Source organism: Georgenia sp. G2120, assembly GCF_055326485.1.
In genome coordinates this window covers 231,397-249,199 of sequence record NZ_JBUZNL010000005.1, presented here as the reverse complement: position 1 = coordinate 249,199, position 17,803 = coordinate 231,397, and the positions used below count along the sequence as shown (strand labels likewise).

Sequence of the window (17,803 nt, the reverse complement as noted above, 5' to 3'; positions counted from 1 at the left end):
TGAACCGCCCTGGATCTTCCGGAGGGTGGTTGGTTACGCGACCTCCGGTTCGGGGGTCACGGTCGTAGCCTGCCGGTGAGCGTGTTCGAACTCAACGGGTGGCAGCTGCCCGATTGAGGAGTGGAGGCGGTCGTGGTTGTACCAGTGGACCCAGCGGGCGACTTGCCACTCGACCTCGGCGTGGTTCTTCCAGGTCGGGCCGCCGTCGTTGATCGCCTCGGTCTTGAACAGTCCGATCGTCGACTCGCACAGCGCGTTGTCCAGTGCGTCGCCGACGGTGCCGATGGATCCGGCGATGCCGGCCTGGGCCAACTCGGCGGTCAGCGCCAGCGATACGTATTGCGACCCGGCATCGGAGTGGTGGACGAGCCGGCCGTGTTCCCAGTGGGCTCCGGCGCGGTGACGCACGTCGATCGCCTGACGTAGGGCGTCGGTGACCAGGAAGGTCCGCATGCTCGTTGCGACTCGCCAGCCCAGGATCCGGCGGGAGTAGACGTCCACGACGAAGGCGACGTAGACGAACCCGGTCAGCGTCCACACGTAGGAGAAGTCGGCCACCCACAGCTGGTCGGTCGCAGTAGGCACGTGCCAGCCGCGCTTGACCAGGTCGGGGTGACGTGGCGCCTGGGCCGACCGCCGAGTCGTGGTGGTGCGGTGTCGTCCCCGCACTGCGCCGGTGATCCCGGCGATGGCCATGAGCCGGGCGACCTGGTCGCGCCCAACATCGAAGCCGGCGCGGCGGGCGGCATGCCAGAGCTTGCGCACCCCGTACACGCCCCAGTTCTCCCGGTGCAGCGTCACCAGCGCGTTGACGAGGTAGGCCTCCTCCAACAGCGCCTGGCTCACAGGACGGGCTTTGTGGGCGTAGTAGGTGGACGGCGCGATCTTTATCCCGTGCACGGACAGCACGGCGCAGATCGGCTCGACGCCGAACCGGTCCCTGTAGGTGTCGATGTAGGCCACGATCACTTGAGTCGGCGGTCGAGCTCCGCCTGAGCGAAAAACGCTGACGCGGTCTTGAGGATCTCGTTCGCCCGCTCGAGTTCGGCCACGCGCTTCTTCAACGCGCGGACCTCCTCGGACTCACTCGAGCGAGTGGTCGCGGGCCGGGCGCCGCTGGCGTGCTCGGCCTCCTCGATCCAGTTCCGCAGCGTTGCGGGGTTCACGTCCAGGAGCGAGCCGACGTGCTTGCGGGCTCCCAGCTTCGACTCGGTGCCCTCGCCGAGCTTCTCGCGGTACATCCGCACCGCCCGCTCCCGGAACTCACCGTCGTATCTCCTCGGTGCTGACATGGGGATCAGTCTCCCTTGCTAGATCAGCACCCTCCAGGAGATCCAGGGCGGTTCACGTAGCCGATCCGATGTCCCGGGTGTTGCATCATGTCTAGACCCTGGCACACATCTGTCGCAAAATGCGTGTGTGGTCTTGGCCGTTAGATGGCGGGGTTCTGCCGGTGCTATGTGGCGGTAGTCAGTTGGTGCCGATGACCAGAGTGATCGCGGCGGCTTCGAACGACGTCGGTGGTGCTGTCATGGCGTGGCCGCCGCGGGGTGTGGGACGAGGCGAGGGACGATCCGAACGTAGATGACCATTCCGACGAGTTCGACAAGGGTTTGGGTGACAACGACAACGGCGGCCAGGGCGAGAGTTTCGGGTAGTGCCAGCGCTAGGGGCAGCACGACGAGGGAGTTACGGGTAGCGCCCGAGAAGACCATTGCCCGGGTTGCTGGCACGTCCTGTTTGAGGGCGCGGGCCGTGATGAGGCCGAGAGGGATAACGGCGATTAAGAAGGTGATGTAGATCGGGATCACGGCGAGCAGCGAGGAAGCATCGGTGCGAACGGCGTCAATCTGAGAGGCGACTACGACCGCGAGGGTGGCCATCATGAGCGGGACCATCAGCGCCTGCATGAGGTCCATGAGTCGTCGAGCGGCGTGAAGGCGCGCAGCCAGGGATTGCGTGATTGCGGCGAGAGTCAGGGGCGTGACGATCAGGAGTAGGAACGCCTCAACGAATGGCGCGACATCGATGACGTCGAACAGCCCTGGTCCGACGAACAGGCGCAGATAGACCGGCAGTAGCAGCATCTGTAGCAGCATCAGCAGAGGAGAGGCCGCGAGCAGGCGTTCGTGTGCGGCGCCAGCGAGTCCGGAGAAGACGATGACGTAGTCGATGCAGGGCGTGAGGAGGACGAGTAGGACGCCCAGCAAGAGTGCTTGGTCGTGAGCGACGAACCGTGAGAGTCCGTAGACGAGGACCGGAACGAGCACGAAGTTCAGGACGAGGAGACCAGCCAGGAAGGTCCCGTTGCGTAGGGCTTGCCCGAGTTTGGTCAGCGGCACGCTCAGGAACGTGGCGTACAAGAGTGCGATCAACACTGGGTTGATCGTCTGCTCCAGGGCCGGTGCGACGGACGGTGCTGCCAGACCGATTGCCGCACCGGCCACCAGCGCTAGGAGGTACAGCGAGATCTGCCAGCGCTCCAGCCACGCGATGACAACACCGGCACGGCTATCCACCGCTGCCTCTCCTCGGAGCTCTTCGTCCATGCGCGCAGTCTCTCAACCGAGATGGGCAATGGGGCCGCGGCGGGAACTCAGAAGCCGAAGGCTCCGCCGCTGACGAGGATGACGATCCCGAGGCCGATGAGGACGATCGGGAACAGGACGTGTTCCCAGCGTTCGAGGACTTCGGCGATCGGTCGGCGGGTGGCGATGAACTTGGCGAGCATGACGAGGACCGCGACGAGCAGGAGGAAGACGACGCAGTAGGCCACCACGGCCGCAGGCCCGACGCTGAGGAAGACTGGGACGTAGACACCGATGTTGTCTCCTCCGTTGGCGAAGGTGACCGCGCCGATGGTCCAGACACCGACGTTCTTGCCCTCAACCTTGGCGTCATCGTCGTCGTCATCGCCTCCGCGCCAGGCCCGCCATGCGGTCCACAGTCCTAGGGACAGGGGGATGAGCCCGAAGTACGGGATGGCTTCCTGGGGCAGGAATGCTCCCGCGCCCAGTGACACGAGCACGGCGGTGCCCAGGATGCCGCCGAATCCCAGGTATTGGCCTGCGGTGATCCGCGCTGTTGTTCCGCGTTGTCCTGCGCCGCGGGCGAAGAACAGCGAGAGCACGATGATGTCGTCGATGTTGGTGGCAATGAACAGGCCGATGGCCTGCAGGACCGAGGACAGGATCACGCGTCAGCCTCGGCGTTGGCGCACCCGGGAACCGGGCAGGCAAGATCGATGCAGGGAGCGTTCTCGTTCACCGCGAGGGTGACCTCGACCAGTGCGTTGAGTGCACGTGCCAGGTGCGGGTCGGCGATCTCGTAACGCGTTTGGCGGCCTTCGGGCTCGGCGATCACGATGCCGCAGTCGCGTAGGCACGCCAGATGGTTCGACACGTTCGAGCGCGTCAGCCCGAGGTCGCGTGCGAGCACAGCCGGGTAGCTCGGCCCCTCGAGAAGCGTCATGAGGAGCCGTGACCGTGTTGGGTCGGCCAGTGCCCGGCCTAACCGGCTCATCACGTCCAGCCGAGTAGCAATGGTCAGCATGCGCTGACCTGTACAGCGTCGACTGAACCGGCAGCCCCGTGCCGAAAACGATCGAATGCGGAGCAGCACCGGTCTTTGTGCGGCTTCTACAAGGGCAGCCACCGGTGGGGCTCCTGGCTCAGGCGCAGCAGGAGGTCGGTAGTTGGTTGCGGAACAGCCCCGCAGCGATGCGCAGCGCTTCGCTCATCGTGAGGTAGGGCGCCCAGGTGTCGGCCAGGTCGTCGACGGTGAGCCCGAACTTGATCGCATAGGTGGCGGCCAGCATGACGTCCCCGGCGCCATCGAGCGCGGCGTGCACGCCGAGGACCTTGCCGGTGTCCGCGTCGGCGACAAGTTTCAGCGCACCCCGGGTGTCCCGGTTCACCAACGCCCGGGGGATGTCCTGCCCGCCGAGCACTCGGCACGCGCAGCGGTGGCCGCGCTGGATCGCCTGTTCCTCGGTGAGCCCGGCACTGCCGAGCTGCGGGGTGGTGAAGGTGACGCCGGGTAGGCCGCGGTAGTCCACGGAAGTCGGCTCACCCAGCGCACCAGCGGCCGCAGCGTGCCCGGTGCGGGCGGCGACGTAGACGTACTGCGGTACACCGGAGACGTCCCCGGCGGCGAAGATTCGCGGGTTGGTGGTGCGCTGGTAGGCGTCAACAACGATGAATCCACGCTCATCGGTCTTCACCCCGGCAGGTTCCAGACCCAGGTCGCCCGTGTCGGCGAACCGGCCGGTGGCCACCAGCAGCCGCGCGCCGGGCACCTCTCGCCCGCCCGCCGTGCGCACCACCACGCCGGCTCCGGTAGCAGCGACCGCCACGCCGCGGTCCTCGATGACCTCGATGCCGTCGTCGGCGAAGACCCCGCGCAGCACGTCCGCGATCTCGGGCTCGGTATGCGGGCCGAACTGTCCAACGATGCTGACCCGCGCCCCCAGGCGGGCGAACAGCTGAGCCTGTTCCAGCCCGACGTAACCCGCCCCGAGCACTACCAGCGATTCAGGAAGCTGCTGCTGCTCCATCGCCGTCGTCGACGTCAGGTAGTCCACGTCATCGAGACCAGGCAGGTTCGGGATGTGTGGGGCGACCCCGGTCGCGACAATATAGGCCGAGGCGAGCAGCGGCTCGTCATCGACGTGCAAGGTGTTCTCATCGACGAAGCTCGCATGGCCGTACCGGATCGGGAAACCGTGGGCGTCGGCGACGTCGGCGTACTTGGCCTGCCGCAGCCGGTCGATCAACTCCTGCTTCTGTCCGAGCAGGGCCGGCATGTCCACACCGTCGGTGCCAGTCGGCACCATCGGGAACGGGTTGGCCAGCGCCCGGTGGCGCTGGCCGGCGGCCGCGAGCAGGTTCTTGCTCGGCACGCAACCGATGTTCAGGCATGTGCCCCCAAGCGGCCCTTGCTCGACGAGGACCACCGACTTCCCACGAGAACGGGCCTCGATCCCGGCCGCCATCGCTGCACCGCCGGTCCCGATCACCACCAGGTCGAACTCGCCCATGCTCCGCTCCTTCTTCGTGCCGCCACCGTGCTCGTGACCGTAGGGCTTCCAGTGCGGTGGAAGGTCAAGGCGTAGGCTCGCTCGTGTGCGCATCGGGGAGCTTGCTGGCAGAACCGGCCTGACCACAAAGACGATCAGGTTCTACGAGCAGGCTGGCGTGCTGCCCGAACCCGACCGCCAGTCCTCCGGCTACCGAAGCTATGACGACGATGCGCTGACCCGGCTGCGGTTCGTGAAGGCCGCCCAGGCCGCCGGGCTCACTCTCGCCGAAATTCGCGAGGTCATCGCAGCTCGCGACGACACCGGGCCTCCGTGCCGGACCGTCACTGACCTGCTCCACACCCACGCCACGGAGTTAGATCGTCGGATCGCCGAGCTCACGGTCCTACGGGACGAGGTACACCGACTACTCGACCGGGCAGGGAGCCTCGACCCCCTCTCTTGTGACCCGGCGAACGTCTGCCACGTCATCCCGGCGTACCACCCGTAAACGAACGATTCTGCTACAGCGACGACGAGGGTGCGTCACGCCGTTCGGGATGGTTGACGCTTCTGTGAATGTCCGAAGTCGTCTGCACAGGTGACCTGGGCGTTCGGGGTCGTGTGCACAGGAGTTTGATGTTCCCGGCGTGTCCGTACCCGTGTGCACGACCGGCACGTTGTTCCATAGTCCTGTGCACGACGAAGCCGTCGATGAGGGCCGGGTTCCTGAGCGCGGTCTGTTGACCGTTCCCGATGAGGTGTGGGCGCTGGCGGTGCGTCGGGCGGAGGTGATCGGCCCACTCGCCGACGCCGGGACAGCCGGCGAGGAGGCGGTAGACGCAGCAGCCGACCAGCTGGACATCTCGCGCCGGCAGGTCTACGTCTTGCTGCGTCGGTGGCGCGAAGGACATGGCACGGTCTCGGACCTGATCCCGGGTCGCTCCAGCGGCGGGCGCGGCGGGCAGCGGCTGCCAGCCGAGGTGGAGGCGGTCATCCGTGAGGTGCTGCGTAAGCACTACCTGACTCGGCAGCGGAGGACGACCGCCGCGGTCCACCGGGAGGTCATGCGGCTGTGCCGCACCCGCAGTCTACCAGTGCCGTCACTCGGCGCGATCGTGCGCCGCATCGCCGGCCTTGACCCGGTGGCCGAGACGACGGCCCGTGAGGGAGCAGACGCGGCCCGGTCACTGAAGTCGGCCGGTGGGCGGGTGCCGCCGATCACCGGGGTGCTGGAGCAGGTGCAGATCGACCACACTGTGGTGGACCTAATCGTGGTCGACGAGCACCACCGTCTGCCGATCGGGCGGCCGTACGTGACGGTCGCGATCGACGTCTTCTCCCGGTGCATCGTGGGCCTGGTGATCACCTTGGAGGCACCCTCGGCACTGTCGGTGGGGTTGTGCCTGGCGCACATGGTTACCGACAAGCGGGCCTGGCTGGAGCGCCTGGGCATCGAGGTGGACTGGCCGATGGCCGGCAACCCTGGCGAGCTGTACCTGGACAACGCCGCGGAGTTCAAGAGCGAGGCCCTGCGGCGGGGATGTGAGGAGCACGGGATCACGCTGCGCTACCGGCCACCGGGACGTCCGCACTACGGCGGCATCGTGGAGCGGGTCGTCGGCACGGTGATGGAGATGGTCCATGAGCTGCCCGGTACGACGTTCTCCAACCCGGCCCAGCGCGGCAGCTACGACTCCGACGCCAAGGCCGCCTTGACGCTCGGGGAGCTGGAGAAGTGGCTGGCCCTGGCGGTAGCGAACTATCACGGGAAGGTCCACAGCACGACGGGGCAGACGCCGCAGGCCCGCTGGACCGCCGGCACTGCCCAGACGCCGGCGGTGACGGTGGCCAACGAGACCGCGTTCTTGGTGGACTTCCTGCCGGTGATCCGCAGGACGCTGACGCGCACCGGGTTCGTCATCGACCACGTGCGCTACTTCAGCGACGCACTCAAGCCGTGGATCGCCCGCCGCGGGCAGCTGGATCGGTTCGTGATCCGCCGCGACCCGCGCGACATCAGCCGCATCTGGGTGCTCGACTCCGATGGCGGGTCCTACCTGGCGGTGCCCTACCGGACGCTGTCCCACCCGGCGGTGAGCGTGTGGGAGCACCGCGCCGCGCTGGAGCGGCTGCGGGCCGAGGGCCGGGCGCAGGTCGATGAGGAGTCGCTGTTCCGGATGGTCGAACAAATGCGCACCATTTCCGACACCGCCAGGTCCACCACCCGCAAGGCCCGACGCGACGCCGAACGCCGCAACCAAGCGGGTGCCGCGGCCCCACGGGCCAAGCCCGCCGCGGCGGTCCCGCCCGACGACATCCCGGCTGATGGCGCCAGCAGCGCCAGCGCCGCTGATGCGGGGTCCGTGGTGCCGTTCGAGGTGATCGAGCAGTGGTAAGCCAGGACGACTACGGAGCCGGTGCGGACGTCGCCGCTGACGACCTTGGTCATCTGCACGCCAGCGCCCGGTCGGTGGCCCGGCTGCCGGCAGAGGAGCGGGTGCGGCACGTGCGCGCCGACCGGTGGATCGGCTACTCACGCGCCACCGCGGCGCTGGAGCGGCTGGAGACGCTGTACGCGTGGCCGGGCAAGCAGCGGATGCCCAATCTGTTGCTGCTCGGCCCGACGAACAACGGCAAGTCGATGATCATCGAGAAGTTCCGCCGCCTCCACCCGCCCACCTCGCACTCCGATCGCGAGCAGATGCCGGTGCTGGCCGTGCAGATGCCCTCAGACCCCTCGGTGATCCGGTTCTACGTCGCGCTGCAGGCCGCGATGGGAGCACCGCTACGCCCGCGCCAACGCCTGGCCGACCTGGAGCAGGCCACGCTGAGGCTCCTGCGCGCGGTCGGGGTGCGGGTCCTAGTCATCGACGAATTGCACAACGTGCTGGCCGGGCGCGCGGACACCCGCCGCGAGTTCCTCAACCTGATCCGGTTCCTGGGCAACGAGCTGCGCATCCCGCTGGTCGGGGTCGGCACCCGGGAGGCGTACCTGGCGATCCGCTCCGATGACCAGCTGGAGAACCGCTTCGAGCCCTTCACCCTGCCCCGGTGGGAACCGAACGAGGAGGCGCGTTCGCTGCTGGCCAGCTTCGCCGCCGCCTTCCCGCTGCGCCGCCACTCGACGATCGCCACCGAGGACATGGCCCGCTACCTGCTCTCCCGCAGCGAGGGCACCATCGGCGAGCTCACTCATCTCCTGACCGACGCCGCGGTGGCCGCGATCGAGTCCGGTGAGGAGTCGATCAACCAACGCACTTTGCTCATGGCGTCCTACGTCGGCCCTACCGAACGACGCCGGATGTTCGAGCGCGAGCTGGCGTGACCGGCCGCTGGCCCCTGCACCCACCACCAAGGGAAGGGGAGGCGCTGACGTCCTGGCTCAACCGGCTGGCCGAGGTCTACGACTTGAGCGTCGAGGAACTCATCCGGCACAACCTCACCCCACCGGGCGCCGATCTTCCCGACCACCACACCAGTGCCCTGGACCTGGACCCACCCGCAGACGTGCTTCCCGCGCTGGCCGAGCGCACCGGCGTACCGCTAGACCAGCTACGCCACATGACAATCGCTGGCCAGGTGCCCTGGCTCCTCGACCCCCTCAACCCGGAGCCGACACCCGGAGCAGCGTTCAACACCTACGTCCACCAGGACTCGGTACTCCTGACCGCCAAGGAGCGGCCCCGTCGGCAAGTACACGGCTGGCGTGCCTGGTTGCCGAGCGACCCCAAGCGGGGGCCGCTGCGTCGGGCCTGTCCGACCTGCCTGAGCACCGCCGCGGCCGGCACCTTCGGCCTCACCCTGGTCTCCCAGCTCCCGCTGACGCTCAGCTGCCCGCAGCACGGCTGCCGCCTCGAACCCGCCTTCGCCGGCCTGGGTGCCTTCGTGGCCTGGGAGAAGCAGGACACCCACGCCCGCGGTGCACCGGCGCCGGTCGTCGTCATGGACGCCCGCACCCAAGAGGCCCTACGCACCGGCGCCGTCCTCCTGCCTCGCCGGTCCGTGCACGCAGGGGTGTGGTTCCGGCTGCTGCGCACGCTCATCGACGAGCTCTCCGCCCCCGTCTCGGCGCTGCGCACCCGCTCCCACCGAAGCGTCCAGCGCATCTGGCGGCTGACTGGCCACCCCGTACGCGCCGGAATCGTCGCGCCGTGGCGTCCCCACGAGGCGCTGTCGTGGGAAAGGCAGCAGATGCTCCTCGAAGCCGCCGCCACCGCCATGCACCTCATCGAAATCGGCGAGGTCGCCGCCCACGGCACCCTCGCCCCGCTCCTGACCCCCGAACCACACCGACCCGTCCCCGAGGGCACCCCACCGGCCCGCAACTACTGGCAGGAGGCAGAGGACGCGCTCAACACGGCGATAGCCCTCGCGCAGGAGGACCCCGACGCCGCCCGGCAGCTGCTGGCCACCCTCACCGCCCTGACCCGCAGCGAGGCGAGCTTCCAGCGCCGCCGCGAGGACCTGATCGCCCTCGACATCCCGGCACACCACCTCCCACGGACGCTGGCCGAGGCGCGTGCACGCCAGACGCCGACCGACCCGCAAGTGGCTGTCACATCTTGAGCGACGACCACCCTTCGCAGGACTTAGAATAGATGACTGGTTAAGTGACATGTGCGCCATGGACAGCCACCCGGCTGTCGACTGTCACGTAATCGGTCGTATAAGTGATAGATGGGAGGCACCTCGTGCTGGTCGGCTACATGCGCGTCTCGAAGGCCGACGGATCGCAGACCACGGACCTACAACGCGACGCCCTCCTGGCTGAGGGCGTCGACCCGGAGGCTCTGTACGAGGACAGGGCCTCGGGCAAGAAGGAGGACCGTCCCGAGCTTGCGGCGTGCCTGAAGTCCCTACGTCACGGGGACACCCTGGTGGTGTGGAAGTTGGACCGGCTCGGCCGCGACCTGCGTCACCTGGTCAACATCGTCCACGACCTCACCCAACGCGGCATCGGCCTGAAGGTCCTCACCGGTCAAGGCGCGGCCATCGACACCACCACCGCATCCGGCAAGCTCGTCTTCGGCATCTTCGCCGCCCTGGCCGAGTTTGAACGCGAACTCATCTCCGAACGCACGATCGCCGGCCTAGCCGCCGCCCGGGCCCGCGGTCGCAAAGGCGGACGCCCCTACAAGATGACCCCCGCCAAGCTCCGCCTCGCCATGGCATCCATGGGACAGCCCGGTACCAACGTCGGCGCCCTGTGCGAGGAGCTCGGCATCACCCGCCAGACCCTCTACCGCCACGTCTCACCCACCGGCGAACTCCGCGAGGACGGACGCAAGCTCCTGGCCAAGGACCGCAGCAAGGTAGCCAGGTAACCTCTGTTGTCCGGAACCTACGAACGTCAATGAGCGGAATACGTTCCCGCGACTCTCGCACACCCCGGGGCACTTCCACCGCTCAGCTACCCCGGAAATCGCGCGGCACCATTCTTCGCGTCGGGTCGGTTAGGATTGTGGGCGAGCCGGGAGAAGGCAGCTAGGGTTCCGCCCCAGCCGGCTGGGGGTCTGTGACCGAGCGCTGCAGCTTCCGCCGAACAGGCGGGAGGGCACCTATTGGCACAAAACGCCCGAGGGGGATGGCTCAGCGCCAGCATGCGCGCTGACTGTCCCTTGACCTCGGAGGTTGTTGTGCTCGTTGACCAGTTCGATGTTTTTCTGCTTGATCTTGACGGCGTGGTTCACGTCGGAGACACCTTGCTTTCCGGCGTGACCGAAGCCTTGGCCAGCCTACGGAGTCGGGGCCGGGTGGTCCGGTTCGTGACCAACGATCCCCGCCCGTCCCGCAGAGACGTCGTCCACCGTCTGGGCCGCCTGGGCGTGAGGGCCACCGTCGAGGAGATCGTATCTTCCGGGTGGGCTACGGCGTGCTGGTTGCGCCAACAGGGCATCACCCGCGCCTATGTGGTGGGCAGTGATGGCCTCCGCGGCGAACTCGCGACCCAAGGCGTGGAGTCCGTGGAGGGGTCTGAGGCCGAGGCGGTGGTGGTCGGCTGCGACGAGACGGTGACCTACCGGGACCTGGCCCAGGCCGCCGCCCTCCTGCGTACCGGCGTGCCGTTCGTGGCCACGAACGTGGACGCCACGTTCCCCACAGCGAGCGGCCCGTGGCCGGCCACCGGCGCGGTCGTCGCAGCGATCCAGACCGCCAGTGGGCGCCGACCGGTCGTGGTGGGCAAGCCGGAACCGGAGATGTTCCGCCTGGCCCAGCGCGGGCTCCCTGCTACGACGAGGGTGGTGGTCGTGGGGGACACCCCGGCCACGGACGTCGTCGGGGCGCACCGCGCGGGCCTGCCGGCGATCCTCGTCGCTCCCGCGACGCCGAGCAGCGGCCGTGGGCAGTGTGATCCCACCGTTGCGGAGGCTACGGTCACGGGCCTGGCCGGGCTGTTTGATCCGGCCCTTGACATCGGCCCGATGCGCCCGTCGCCGTACCCGTGGCCGGACGAGGTGCGGGCGGGTATTGCCGCGGTGGTCTTCGACGAGGTCGGGCGCGTGCTACTGGGGCGCAGGCTGGACAACGGGCTGTGGGGACTGCCTTCGGGACACGTCGAGGTGGGCGAAACTGCCGCCCAAGCGGCGGTACGGGAGGTCGCCGAAGAGACCGGCTTGCAGGTGCAAGTGCAGCGGCTGGTCGGGGTGTACTCGGACCCCGCCTCCCAGGTGTTCGCCTATCCCGACGGGAAAGTGACCCAGTTCGTCACCACCACCTTCGCCTGCCTCCCGCGCGGCGGACAAATGCAGCCTGACGGTGTAGAAACCTCACAGGCGGACTTCTTCTTCCCGGATGAGCTTCCGGCACCGTTGCTCCCCATGCACCCGCGGTGGCTCACCGACGCCCTCTCAGGCGACACAGGACTCATCGACTGATAGGACTCACTCCTTCGGGGCGCATGGTGTCAGAAGCGCTGGCGCTTCTCGTGCGGAGCATCGGCCTGAGCGCACCGTTTAGCTTGATCAACCCGGGTCCGGTCTCCCACCGTCCGAGCAACACCACCGGACGGTAGGAGTCTCCAGGGCGGCGACCAACTCTCGAAAGATCATGATGAGCCGGAGCGCGCGCCCAGGGGCGCACCGACCAATGACCTCAGACGGGCCAGGTCTCCTGCCGGTGGGCGGCGTCCCAGAACATCCACTCGTACTGGGTAGCGCGATGGAACGCGGTGTGCATGCGCGCCAGTGTGCCGGGGTCGGCCTGGTCGGCGAGGTGGTCCACGATGTCCCGGGCGGTGTCGGTGGCAGCAGTGAAGTCAGGATCACCATAGGTGGCGATCCAGTCCCCGTACGGGTGCGTGCTCAGGTCACCGACGGCGGCCTTCAGGCGGGTTCCGACGTCGTCGTAGACCCAGAAGCACGGCAGGATGCCGGCCGCGAGGACCGGGTAGCTTCCCGATGTCGTGAGGCTCAGCAGGTAGGAGGTGTAGGCAATCGTGGTCGGTGAGGGCTCGGCGACGTTGAGATCGGTGACATGGGCGGCGTGCAGCTGCCGCTCGACCTCGACCACCTCCCGCGCGGCCTGCGCCCAGAACGCCATTTCCTCCGACGCCTGGGCCTGAGCGGCGGCCGCAGCCAGGACCCGGCCGTAGTCGGCCAGGTAGAGCGCGTCCTGGGCGAGGTAGTGCCGGAACGTCTCTTCCGCCAGGGTCGCGTCGCTCAGCTGGTGCAACAAGGGCAGCGCATCGATCGACTCGCGGACCCTGGCCGTGCGATGCCACGCCACGGCGCTGAACACGCCAGTGTCGTCGTGGTCGCGAATCGTCTCGGGAATGGTGGTGTGTGGGCTGGTCATCGGTCGTCCTTCCAGTCGTTCTCGTCTTTCCAGATGTCGTGGCAGTGGTGCACGGGGCCGGGTCCGTGGCCGATGTGGAGCGCGTCGGCGGCCCGCAGGGTGCCGGTGAGCCAAGTCTTGGCTTGGCGGGTGGCCTCTAGCAGGGACCCGGTGCGCGGGGCGAGTGCGGCGATCGCGGAGGACAGGGCGCACCCGGTGCCGTGGGTGTTGACCGTGGGTACCCGCAGGGCGGTCAGCAGCTGCTCTCCTGCGTCGTCGAGCCACAGGTCGGTGGCGTGTGCGTCGCCGCCGAGGTGCCCCCCCTTGACCAGCACCCGCGCGGCGCCCATCTCCCGGAGCGCGATGGCCTGGGCGCGCATGGTGTCGAGGTCTTCGGCGGGATCGGCGTCGAGCAGCACGGCGGCCTCGGGGACGTTCGGCGTGATGAGGGAGACGTACGGCAGGAGTTGGCGCATCGGCTCGACGGCGTCCTCGGCCAGCAGCCGGGAACCGGCGGTGGACACCATGACGGGGTCGAGGACCACAACCGGCACCGCGTCGGGGCGCTTGTCGAGGAAGGCGAGGACGGTCTCGATGGTGGCCGAGGAGGCGAGCATCCCGATCTTGGCGGCGTCGACCGTCATATCGTCTACGAGGGTGTCCAGTTGGGCGCGGACGAAGTCCGCGGGGACGACGTGGACACCGGTGACTCCCTGGGTGGACTGGGCGGTCAGTGAGGTGAGCACCGCGGTGCCGTAGGCACCCAGTGCGGAGAAGGTCTTGAGGTCGCCTTGGATACCGGCCCCGCCGGAGGGATCGGAGCCGGCGATCGTCAGCGCGATCGGTGGGCGGGGGTTCACGGTTGCCCGTCCCACGCGGCCCGCAGGCGCGCGGCCGCCGCGGCTGGTTCCTCCGCGGCGCACACCGTCGAGACGACCGCCACGCCGGCGGCGCCGCTGTGGCGCAGCATGCCGGCGCGTTTCGTGGTGATGCCGCCGATGGCGACGACCGGCCACGGGCTCGCGGCGGCCACCGCAGCCACCCCGTCCGGGCCGATCGGAGTGCCGTGGTCAGGCTTGGTCGCCGTCGGCCACACCGGTCCAACGCCGAGGTAGTCCAAGACGCCGTCACCGAGCCCGCGTGTTGTGCCAACCTGCTCGATCGTGCTGACCGACAGCCCGACCATGGCGTCCGGCCCGAGCAACTGCCGGGCCTGAGCAGGCGGCATGTCGCGCTGACCGACGTGGACGCCGTCGGCGCCGATGTCCTGAACGAGGTGGACCCGGTCATCGACAATCAGCGGCACCCCGGTCCCCGCCAGCACCTCGCGGACCGCCACGCCGAGGGCGACGAAGTCGGCGTCGGTGGCGCCCGGGTCACGCAACTGCACCACGCTGACCCCGCCCGCGACCGCAGCCTGCACGGTCGCGGGCACGCCCCGTGGGCCGCACAAACCGGTGTCGGTGACCAGGTAGAGGCTGAGGTTCACCGGTCGGCGGGTCACCGGAGCACCACCTTCTCGGTCAACTTCTGCGGGTTGAGGGTGGCGAGAGAGTCCAGCAGCGCGACGGCGAAGCTCCCCGGCCCGGCGGCACGCTCGGCCGCGACCTCGGCGGCCACGGTGTATGTCGCGGTCGCGGCCGTGGCGGCCAGGAGCGGGTCGTCGGTGGTGGCGGCGAAGGCAGCCATGAGCGCGCCCAGCGCGCACCCACCGCCAGTGACCTGGGTCAACCATCGATGGCCGTTGTCCACCCGCACCAGCAGGGTGCCGTCGGTGAGGTGGTCGACCTCCCCGGAGACCGCGACGATGGTGCCGTGCTCCCGGGCCAGCGCCCGGCCGGCGTCGAGGGCGTCCTCGGCGGCGTCGACGCTCTCCGGGCCCCGCCCACCGCTGCCCCCACCGGCCAAAGCGAGAATCTCTGAGGGGTTGCCACGGACGAGTGCCGGGGAGGCGTGGGCGAGCAGGTCGACGGCAACCCGGGTGCGCCAGGCGAGCCCACCCACCCCGACCGGGTCGAGCACCCACGGGGTGCCGGCCGCCGCGGCGGCACTGACCGCGCCGTGCATCGCAGCCACCGTCGCCTCTTGGGGCGTGCCGAGGTTGACCAGGACCCCGTCGGCGACGGCGGCGAACGGCCCGGCTTCCTCCGGGTTGTCCACCATCGACGGACTGGCGCCGACCGCGAGCAGGACGTTCGCTGTCCACTGAGCGACGACGACGTTGGTCAGGCACTGCACCAGCGGGGCATGCCCGCGCATCGCGGCCAAGGCCTCGCCCACAGCGGCAGCATCGAGTGGGACAGTAGGGACGGAAGAAGGTGCCGACATCGGCGACGTTCCCTTCGCTAGTACGAACTAGATCAGGTTCAACGGGTGTGATCTCAGCCGTACCAGCACGGCACCCCGCGTCATTCACCAGCCTAACATCCGCACCGTTCCCCGCACCGTGCCCTCGCTTCAGCGACCGCAAAAGGGTCGCGCCTCGGACCGTCCGGGCGTGCTGTCACCAGTGCCCGACGCGCGTTCCTTGGCCGCCGCAGCCCTCACCATGGCGCCTCACCAGACAACGGCTGCGCAACCTTTGAATGTGCAGTCGACTTCGGACGATCGTGCAGTGGACTTCGGAACCTGACAGCCGCGTCGGAAGTTGAAGGTCTACCGAGAGGACCTGAGGTGAGCCAGCGCTTCATCGTGACCAAAGAGCACCGCCGCTTCACCGAGTTCGCCGACGCCGTGCGCCGCGGGCACACCATCGGCCTGTGCTTCGGGCCAGCCGGCGTGGGAAAGACGCTCTCCGCGCGCCGCTACGCCCGCTGGGACAAGGCCCACGACCTACTGACCTACTGGGGGCCGCGCTCCGACAGCGACGCGAAGATCTACGCCGCGCTGGCCAAGAACCGCACCGTGCTCTACACACCCAGCGTGCTGACCACGCCACGGGCTTTGAAGGACGAGCTCGACCAGGCCATCGCCCGCACCAACATCTGCATCGAGCAGCACCTCGCGCCGGCCGGGCAGGTCACGCCAGAGACGCGGGGGTGGCGCCACGGCAGGAACTACGTGGAGCTGATCATCGTCGATGAGTCCGAACGCCTACGCCCCACCGCACTGGAACTGCTGCGCGATCGCTACGATCGCGACAACATCGCCCTCATCCTGATCGGCATGCCCGGCCTGGAGAAGCAGTTCAGCCACTACCCCCAGTTCTACAGCCGCGTCGGCTTCGCCCACCAGTACCGGCCCCTGGGCAAGGACGAACTGCTCTTCGTCCTGCAGCGACACTGGCGCGCCCTCGGTAAGACCCTCGACCCAGAGGACTTCACCGACGCCCAAGCCATCGCCGCCATCGCCCGCATCACCCGCGGGAACTTCCGACTCCTGGAACGACTCTTCCCCCAGATCGAGCGCGTCCTGAAGATCAACGAGCTCGACACCATCACCAACGACGTCATCGAAGCCGCCGCCAGCACGCTCGTCATCGGTGTCAGCTGACTGGCCGCCAGATATCGCCCACAGAACCCCGCCATCGAACGGCGCAAGCCACAGGGAGGGACTGCTGCACGGACAGGTGACATCTGATCTGTGGTGCCGAGGGGCACCGCTGGAAGGATGTGCACTGTGCCCAAGCCCTACCCCAAGGAGTTCCGCGACGACGTCGTGCGCGTCGCGAGGAACCGTGAGCCAGGTCAGCATCTGAAGCAGATCGCGGCCGACTTCGGGATCAGCGAGTCGTGCCTGACGAACTGGTTGAAGACCGCGGACGTCGAGGACGGTGTCAAGCCCGGTGCGACCGCGGCAGACACCGCCGAACTGCGAGAGGCCAAGAAGCGGATCCGGCTGCTGGAGCAGGAGAACGAGGTCCTGCGCCGGGCAGCCGCCTACCTCTCGCAGGCCAACCTGCCGGGAAAATGATGTACCCGCTCGTCCGCGAGCTGGCCGACGGCGGGATCCCCGTCACGGTGACGTGCCGGGTATTGAAGATCGCGCGTCAGCCCTACTACCGCTGGCGCACCACCCCAGTCACTGACACCGAGCTCAAGCAGGCCTACCGCGCCAACGCACTGTTCGCTGCTCACCGCGACGATCCGGAGTTCGGTTACCGGTTCCTGGTCGACGAAGCACGCGAAGCCGGGGAGCCCATGGCCGAGCGGACCGGGTGGCGGATCTGCTCGCAGCAGGGCTGGTGGAGCGCGTTTGGTAAGAAGCGTGGCAAGAACGGCAAGAGTCCCGGCCCGCCGGTCCACGACGACCTGTGCGCTGTGATCGACGACAAGGGCAGGATCCGGCACGAGTTCACCGCCGAGGGCCCCAACGAGCTGTGGCTCACCGACATCACCGAGCACTGGACACGCGAAGGCAAGCTCTACGTCTGCGCTCTCAAGGACGTCTACTCCAACCGAATCGTGGGCTACTCCATCGACTCCCGGATGAAGTCCCGCCTGGCGGTGGCGGCGCTCAACAACGCCGTCGCCCGTCGCGGTGACGTCACCGGCTGCATCGTGCACAGCGACAGAGGATCGCAATTCCGGAGCAGGAAATTCGTCCACGCTCTCAACCGACACGCCATGGTCGGATCGATGGGCCGCGTCGGTGCAGCCGGCGACAACGCCGCCATGGAGAGCTTCTTCAGCCTGCTGCAGAAGAACGTCCTCGACCGCCGTACCTGGGCCACTCGCGAGGCACTACGAATCGCCATCGTCACCTGGATCGAGAAGACCTACCACCGGCGCCGCCGACAAGACGCCCTCGGCCGATTGCCCCCCATCGAGTACGAGGCCATCATGACCGCGCCAGCCACGCAGGCTGCGTGACCCAACCTGTCACCAATCCGTGCAGCAGTCCCGGATGTGTGCTACACGGGATTGGTCTTGCTGGGGTACACCCCAGCGCAACAGTGTGGTGGCAGGTGTCAAGTACCGGGTTTGATGGACAGCATCCTTCCCGGTAGTTGACTGGCATTCTCGTGCACACCTGCTATGGCTGGCGCCGGCGAGCCCTGCGCGAGGGCCG

At 68.3% G+C, this 17,803-nt stretch carries 17 protein-coding genes, 1 riboswitch and 1 other annotated feature; of the genes, 8 read left to right on the top strand and 9 right to left on the bottom strand.

The window, feature by feature from the left end; genetic code table 11:
- Positions 1-33: 33 nt before the first annotated feature.
- The 5 genes from ACZLMO_RS08285 to merA all read right to left on the bottom strand — a co-directional run bounded on the left by ACZLMO_RS08285 (position 34) and on the right by merA (position 5,038).
- A protein-coding gene (locus ACZLMO_RS08285) for an IS3 family transposase (protein ID WP_425713425.1) occupies positions 34-1,292 on the bottom strand; the annotation gives its coding sequence in 2 pieces (ribosomal slippage) (positions 34-998 and positions 998-1,292; 1,260 coding nt in all).
- Positions 877-1,008: a sequence feature (AL1L pseudoknot), on the bottom strand. It overlaps the preceding gene by 132 nt.
- A gap of 237 nt (positions 1,293-1,529) precedes the next feature.
- Positions 1,530-2,549: an arsenic resistance protein gene (locus ACZLMO_RS08280; RefSeq protein ID WP_425713397.1), complete on the bottom strand. Its 1,020-nt coding sequence runs from the start codon at positions 2,547-2,549 to the stop codon at positions 1,530-1,532.
- A 47-nt stretch (positions 2,550-2,596) separates the two neighbouring features.
- Entirely contained in the window at positions 2,597-3,196 is a 600-nt protein-coding gene (locus tag ACZLMO_RS08275) for a cadmium resistance transporter (protein WP_425713396.1), read from the bottom strand.
- Complete coding sequence (cmtR, locus tag ACZLMO_RS08270) at positions 3,193-3,552, bottom strand: Cd(II)/Pb(II)-sensing metalloregulatory transcriptional regulator CmtR (protein WP_425713395.1); 360 nt, start codon at positions 3,550-3,552, stop codon at positions 3,193-3,195. Before cmtR ends, ACZLMO_RS08275 begins: the two co-directional genes overlap by 4 nt.
- Before the next feature lie 118 nt (positions 3,553-3,670).
- On the bottom strand, positions 3,671-5,038 hold the full coding sequence (gene merA, locus ACZLMO_RS08265) for a mercury(II) reductase (RefSeq protein ID WP_425713394.1): 1,368 nt from the start codon (positions 5,036-5,038) through the stop codon (positions 3,671-3,673).
- Between the two features lie 85 nt (positions 5,039-5,123).
- On the opposite strand from merA, the gene ACZLMO_RS08260 reads away from it, so the two are divergent.
- The 6 genes from ACZLMO_RS08260 to ACZLMO_RS08235 all read left to right on the top strand — a co-directional run bounded on the left by ACZLMO_RS08260 (position 5,124) and on the right by ACZLMO_RS08235 (position 11,895).
- Positions 5,124-5,528 carry a heavy metal-responsive transcriptional regulator gene (locus ACZLMO_RS08260; protein ID WP_425713393.1) on the top strand — a complete coding sequence of 135 codons (405 nt, stop codon included), beginning with the start codon at positions 5,124-5,126 and terminating at the stop codon, positions 5,526-5,528.
- Between the two features lie 184 nt (positions 5,529-5,712).
- On the top strand, positions 5,713-7,416 hold the full coding sequence (locus tag ACZLMO_RS08255) for a Mu transposase C-terminal domain-containing protein (RefSeq protein ID WP_463653451.1): 1,704 nt from the start codon (positions 5,713-5,715) through the stop codon (positions 7,414-7,416).
- A complete protein-coding gene (locus ACZLMO_RS08250) occupies positions 7,410-8,345 on the top strand; it encodes a TniB family NTP-binding protein (protein ID WP_463653450.1) in 936 nt (311 codons plus the stop codon). Before ACZLMO_RS08255 ends, ACZLMO_RS08250 begins: the two co-directional genes overlap by 7 nt.
- A complete protein-coding gene (locus tag ACZLMO_RS08245; RefSeq protein WP_463653449.1) occupies positions 8,342-9,586 on the top strand; it encodes a TniQ family protein in 1,245 nt (414 codons plus the stop codon). Before ACZLMO_RS08250 ends, ACZLMO_RS08245 begins: the two co-directional genes overlap by 4 nt.
- Positions 9,587-9,711: 125 nt before the next feature.
- Positions 9,712-10,344, top strand: coding sequence for a recombinase family protein (locus ACZLMO_RS08240; protein ID WP_463653448.1), 633 nt, complete (start codon positions 9,712-9,714; stop codon positions 10,342-10,344).
- 312 nt (positions 10,345-10,656) lie between these two features.
- Positions 10,657-11,895 carry an HAD-IIA family hydrolase gene (locus ACZLMO_RS08235; protein WP_463653447.1) on the top strand — a complete coding sequence of 413 codons (1,239 nt, stop codon included), beginning with the start codon at positions 10,657-10,659 and terminating at the stop codon, positions 11,893-11,895.
- Between the two features lie 217 nt (positions 11,896-12,112).
- Here the strand turns inward: ACZLMO_RS08235 and ACZLMO_RS08230 are convergent, their stop codons facing one another.
- The 4 genes from ACZLMO_RS08230 to thiM form a co-directional block, all read right to left on the bottom strand.
- Complete coding sequence (locus tag ACZLMO_RS08230) at positions 12,113-12,814, bottom strand: TenA family protein (RefSeq protein WP_463653446.1); 702 nt, start codon at positions 12,812-12,814, stop codon at positions 12,113-12,115.
- Positions 12,811-13,653, bottom strand: coding sequence for a bifunctional hydroxymethylpyrimidine kinase/phosphomethylpyrimidine kinase (gene thiD, locus ACZLMO_RS08225; protein ID WP_463653445.1), 843 nt, complete (start codon positions 13,651-13,653; stop codon positions 12,811-12,813). Before thiD ends, ACZLMO_RS08230 begins: the two co-directional genes overlap by 4 nt.
- Complete coding sequence (gene thiE / locus ACZLMO_RS08220; RefSeq protein ID WP_463653444.1) at positions 13,650-14,297, bottom strand: thiamine phosphate synthase; 648 nt, start codon at positions 14,295-14,297, stop codon at positions 13,650-13,652. Before thiE ends, thiD begins: the two co-directional genes overlap by 4 nt.
- On the bottom strand, positions 14,294-15,121 hold the full coding sequence (gene thiM / locus ACZLMO_RS08215) for a hydroxyethylthiazole kinase (RefSeq protein ID WP_463653443.1): 828 nt from the start codon (positions 15,119-15,121) through the stop codon (positions 14,294-14,296). The genes thiE and thiM overlap by 4 nt, the downstream gene beginning before the upstream one ends.
- Positions 15,113-15,209: riboswitch (TPP riboswitch) on the bottom strand. It overlaps the preceding gene by 9 nt.
- A 257-nt stretch (positions 15,210-15,466) precedes the next feature.
- On the opposite strand from thiM, the gene ACZLMO_RS08210 reads away from it, so the two are divergent.
- Entirely contained in the window at positions 15,467-16,285 is an 819-nt protein-coding gene (locus ACZLMO_RS08210) for an AAA family ATPase (RefSeq protein ID WP_425713390.1), read from the top strand.
- A gap of 126 nt (positions 16,286-16,411) precedes the next feature.
- A protein-coding gene (locus ACZLMO_RS08205; protein WP_463653442.1) for an IS3 family transposase occupies positions 16,412-17,604 on the top strand; the annotation gives its coding sequence in 2 pieces (ribosomal slippage) (positions 16,412-16,696 and positions 16,699-17,604; 1,191 coding nt in all).
- The last annotated feature ends 199 nt before the right edge of the window (positions 17,605-17,803 follow it).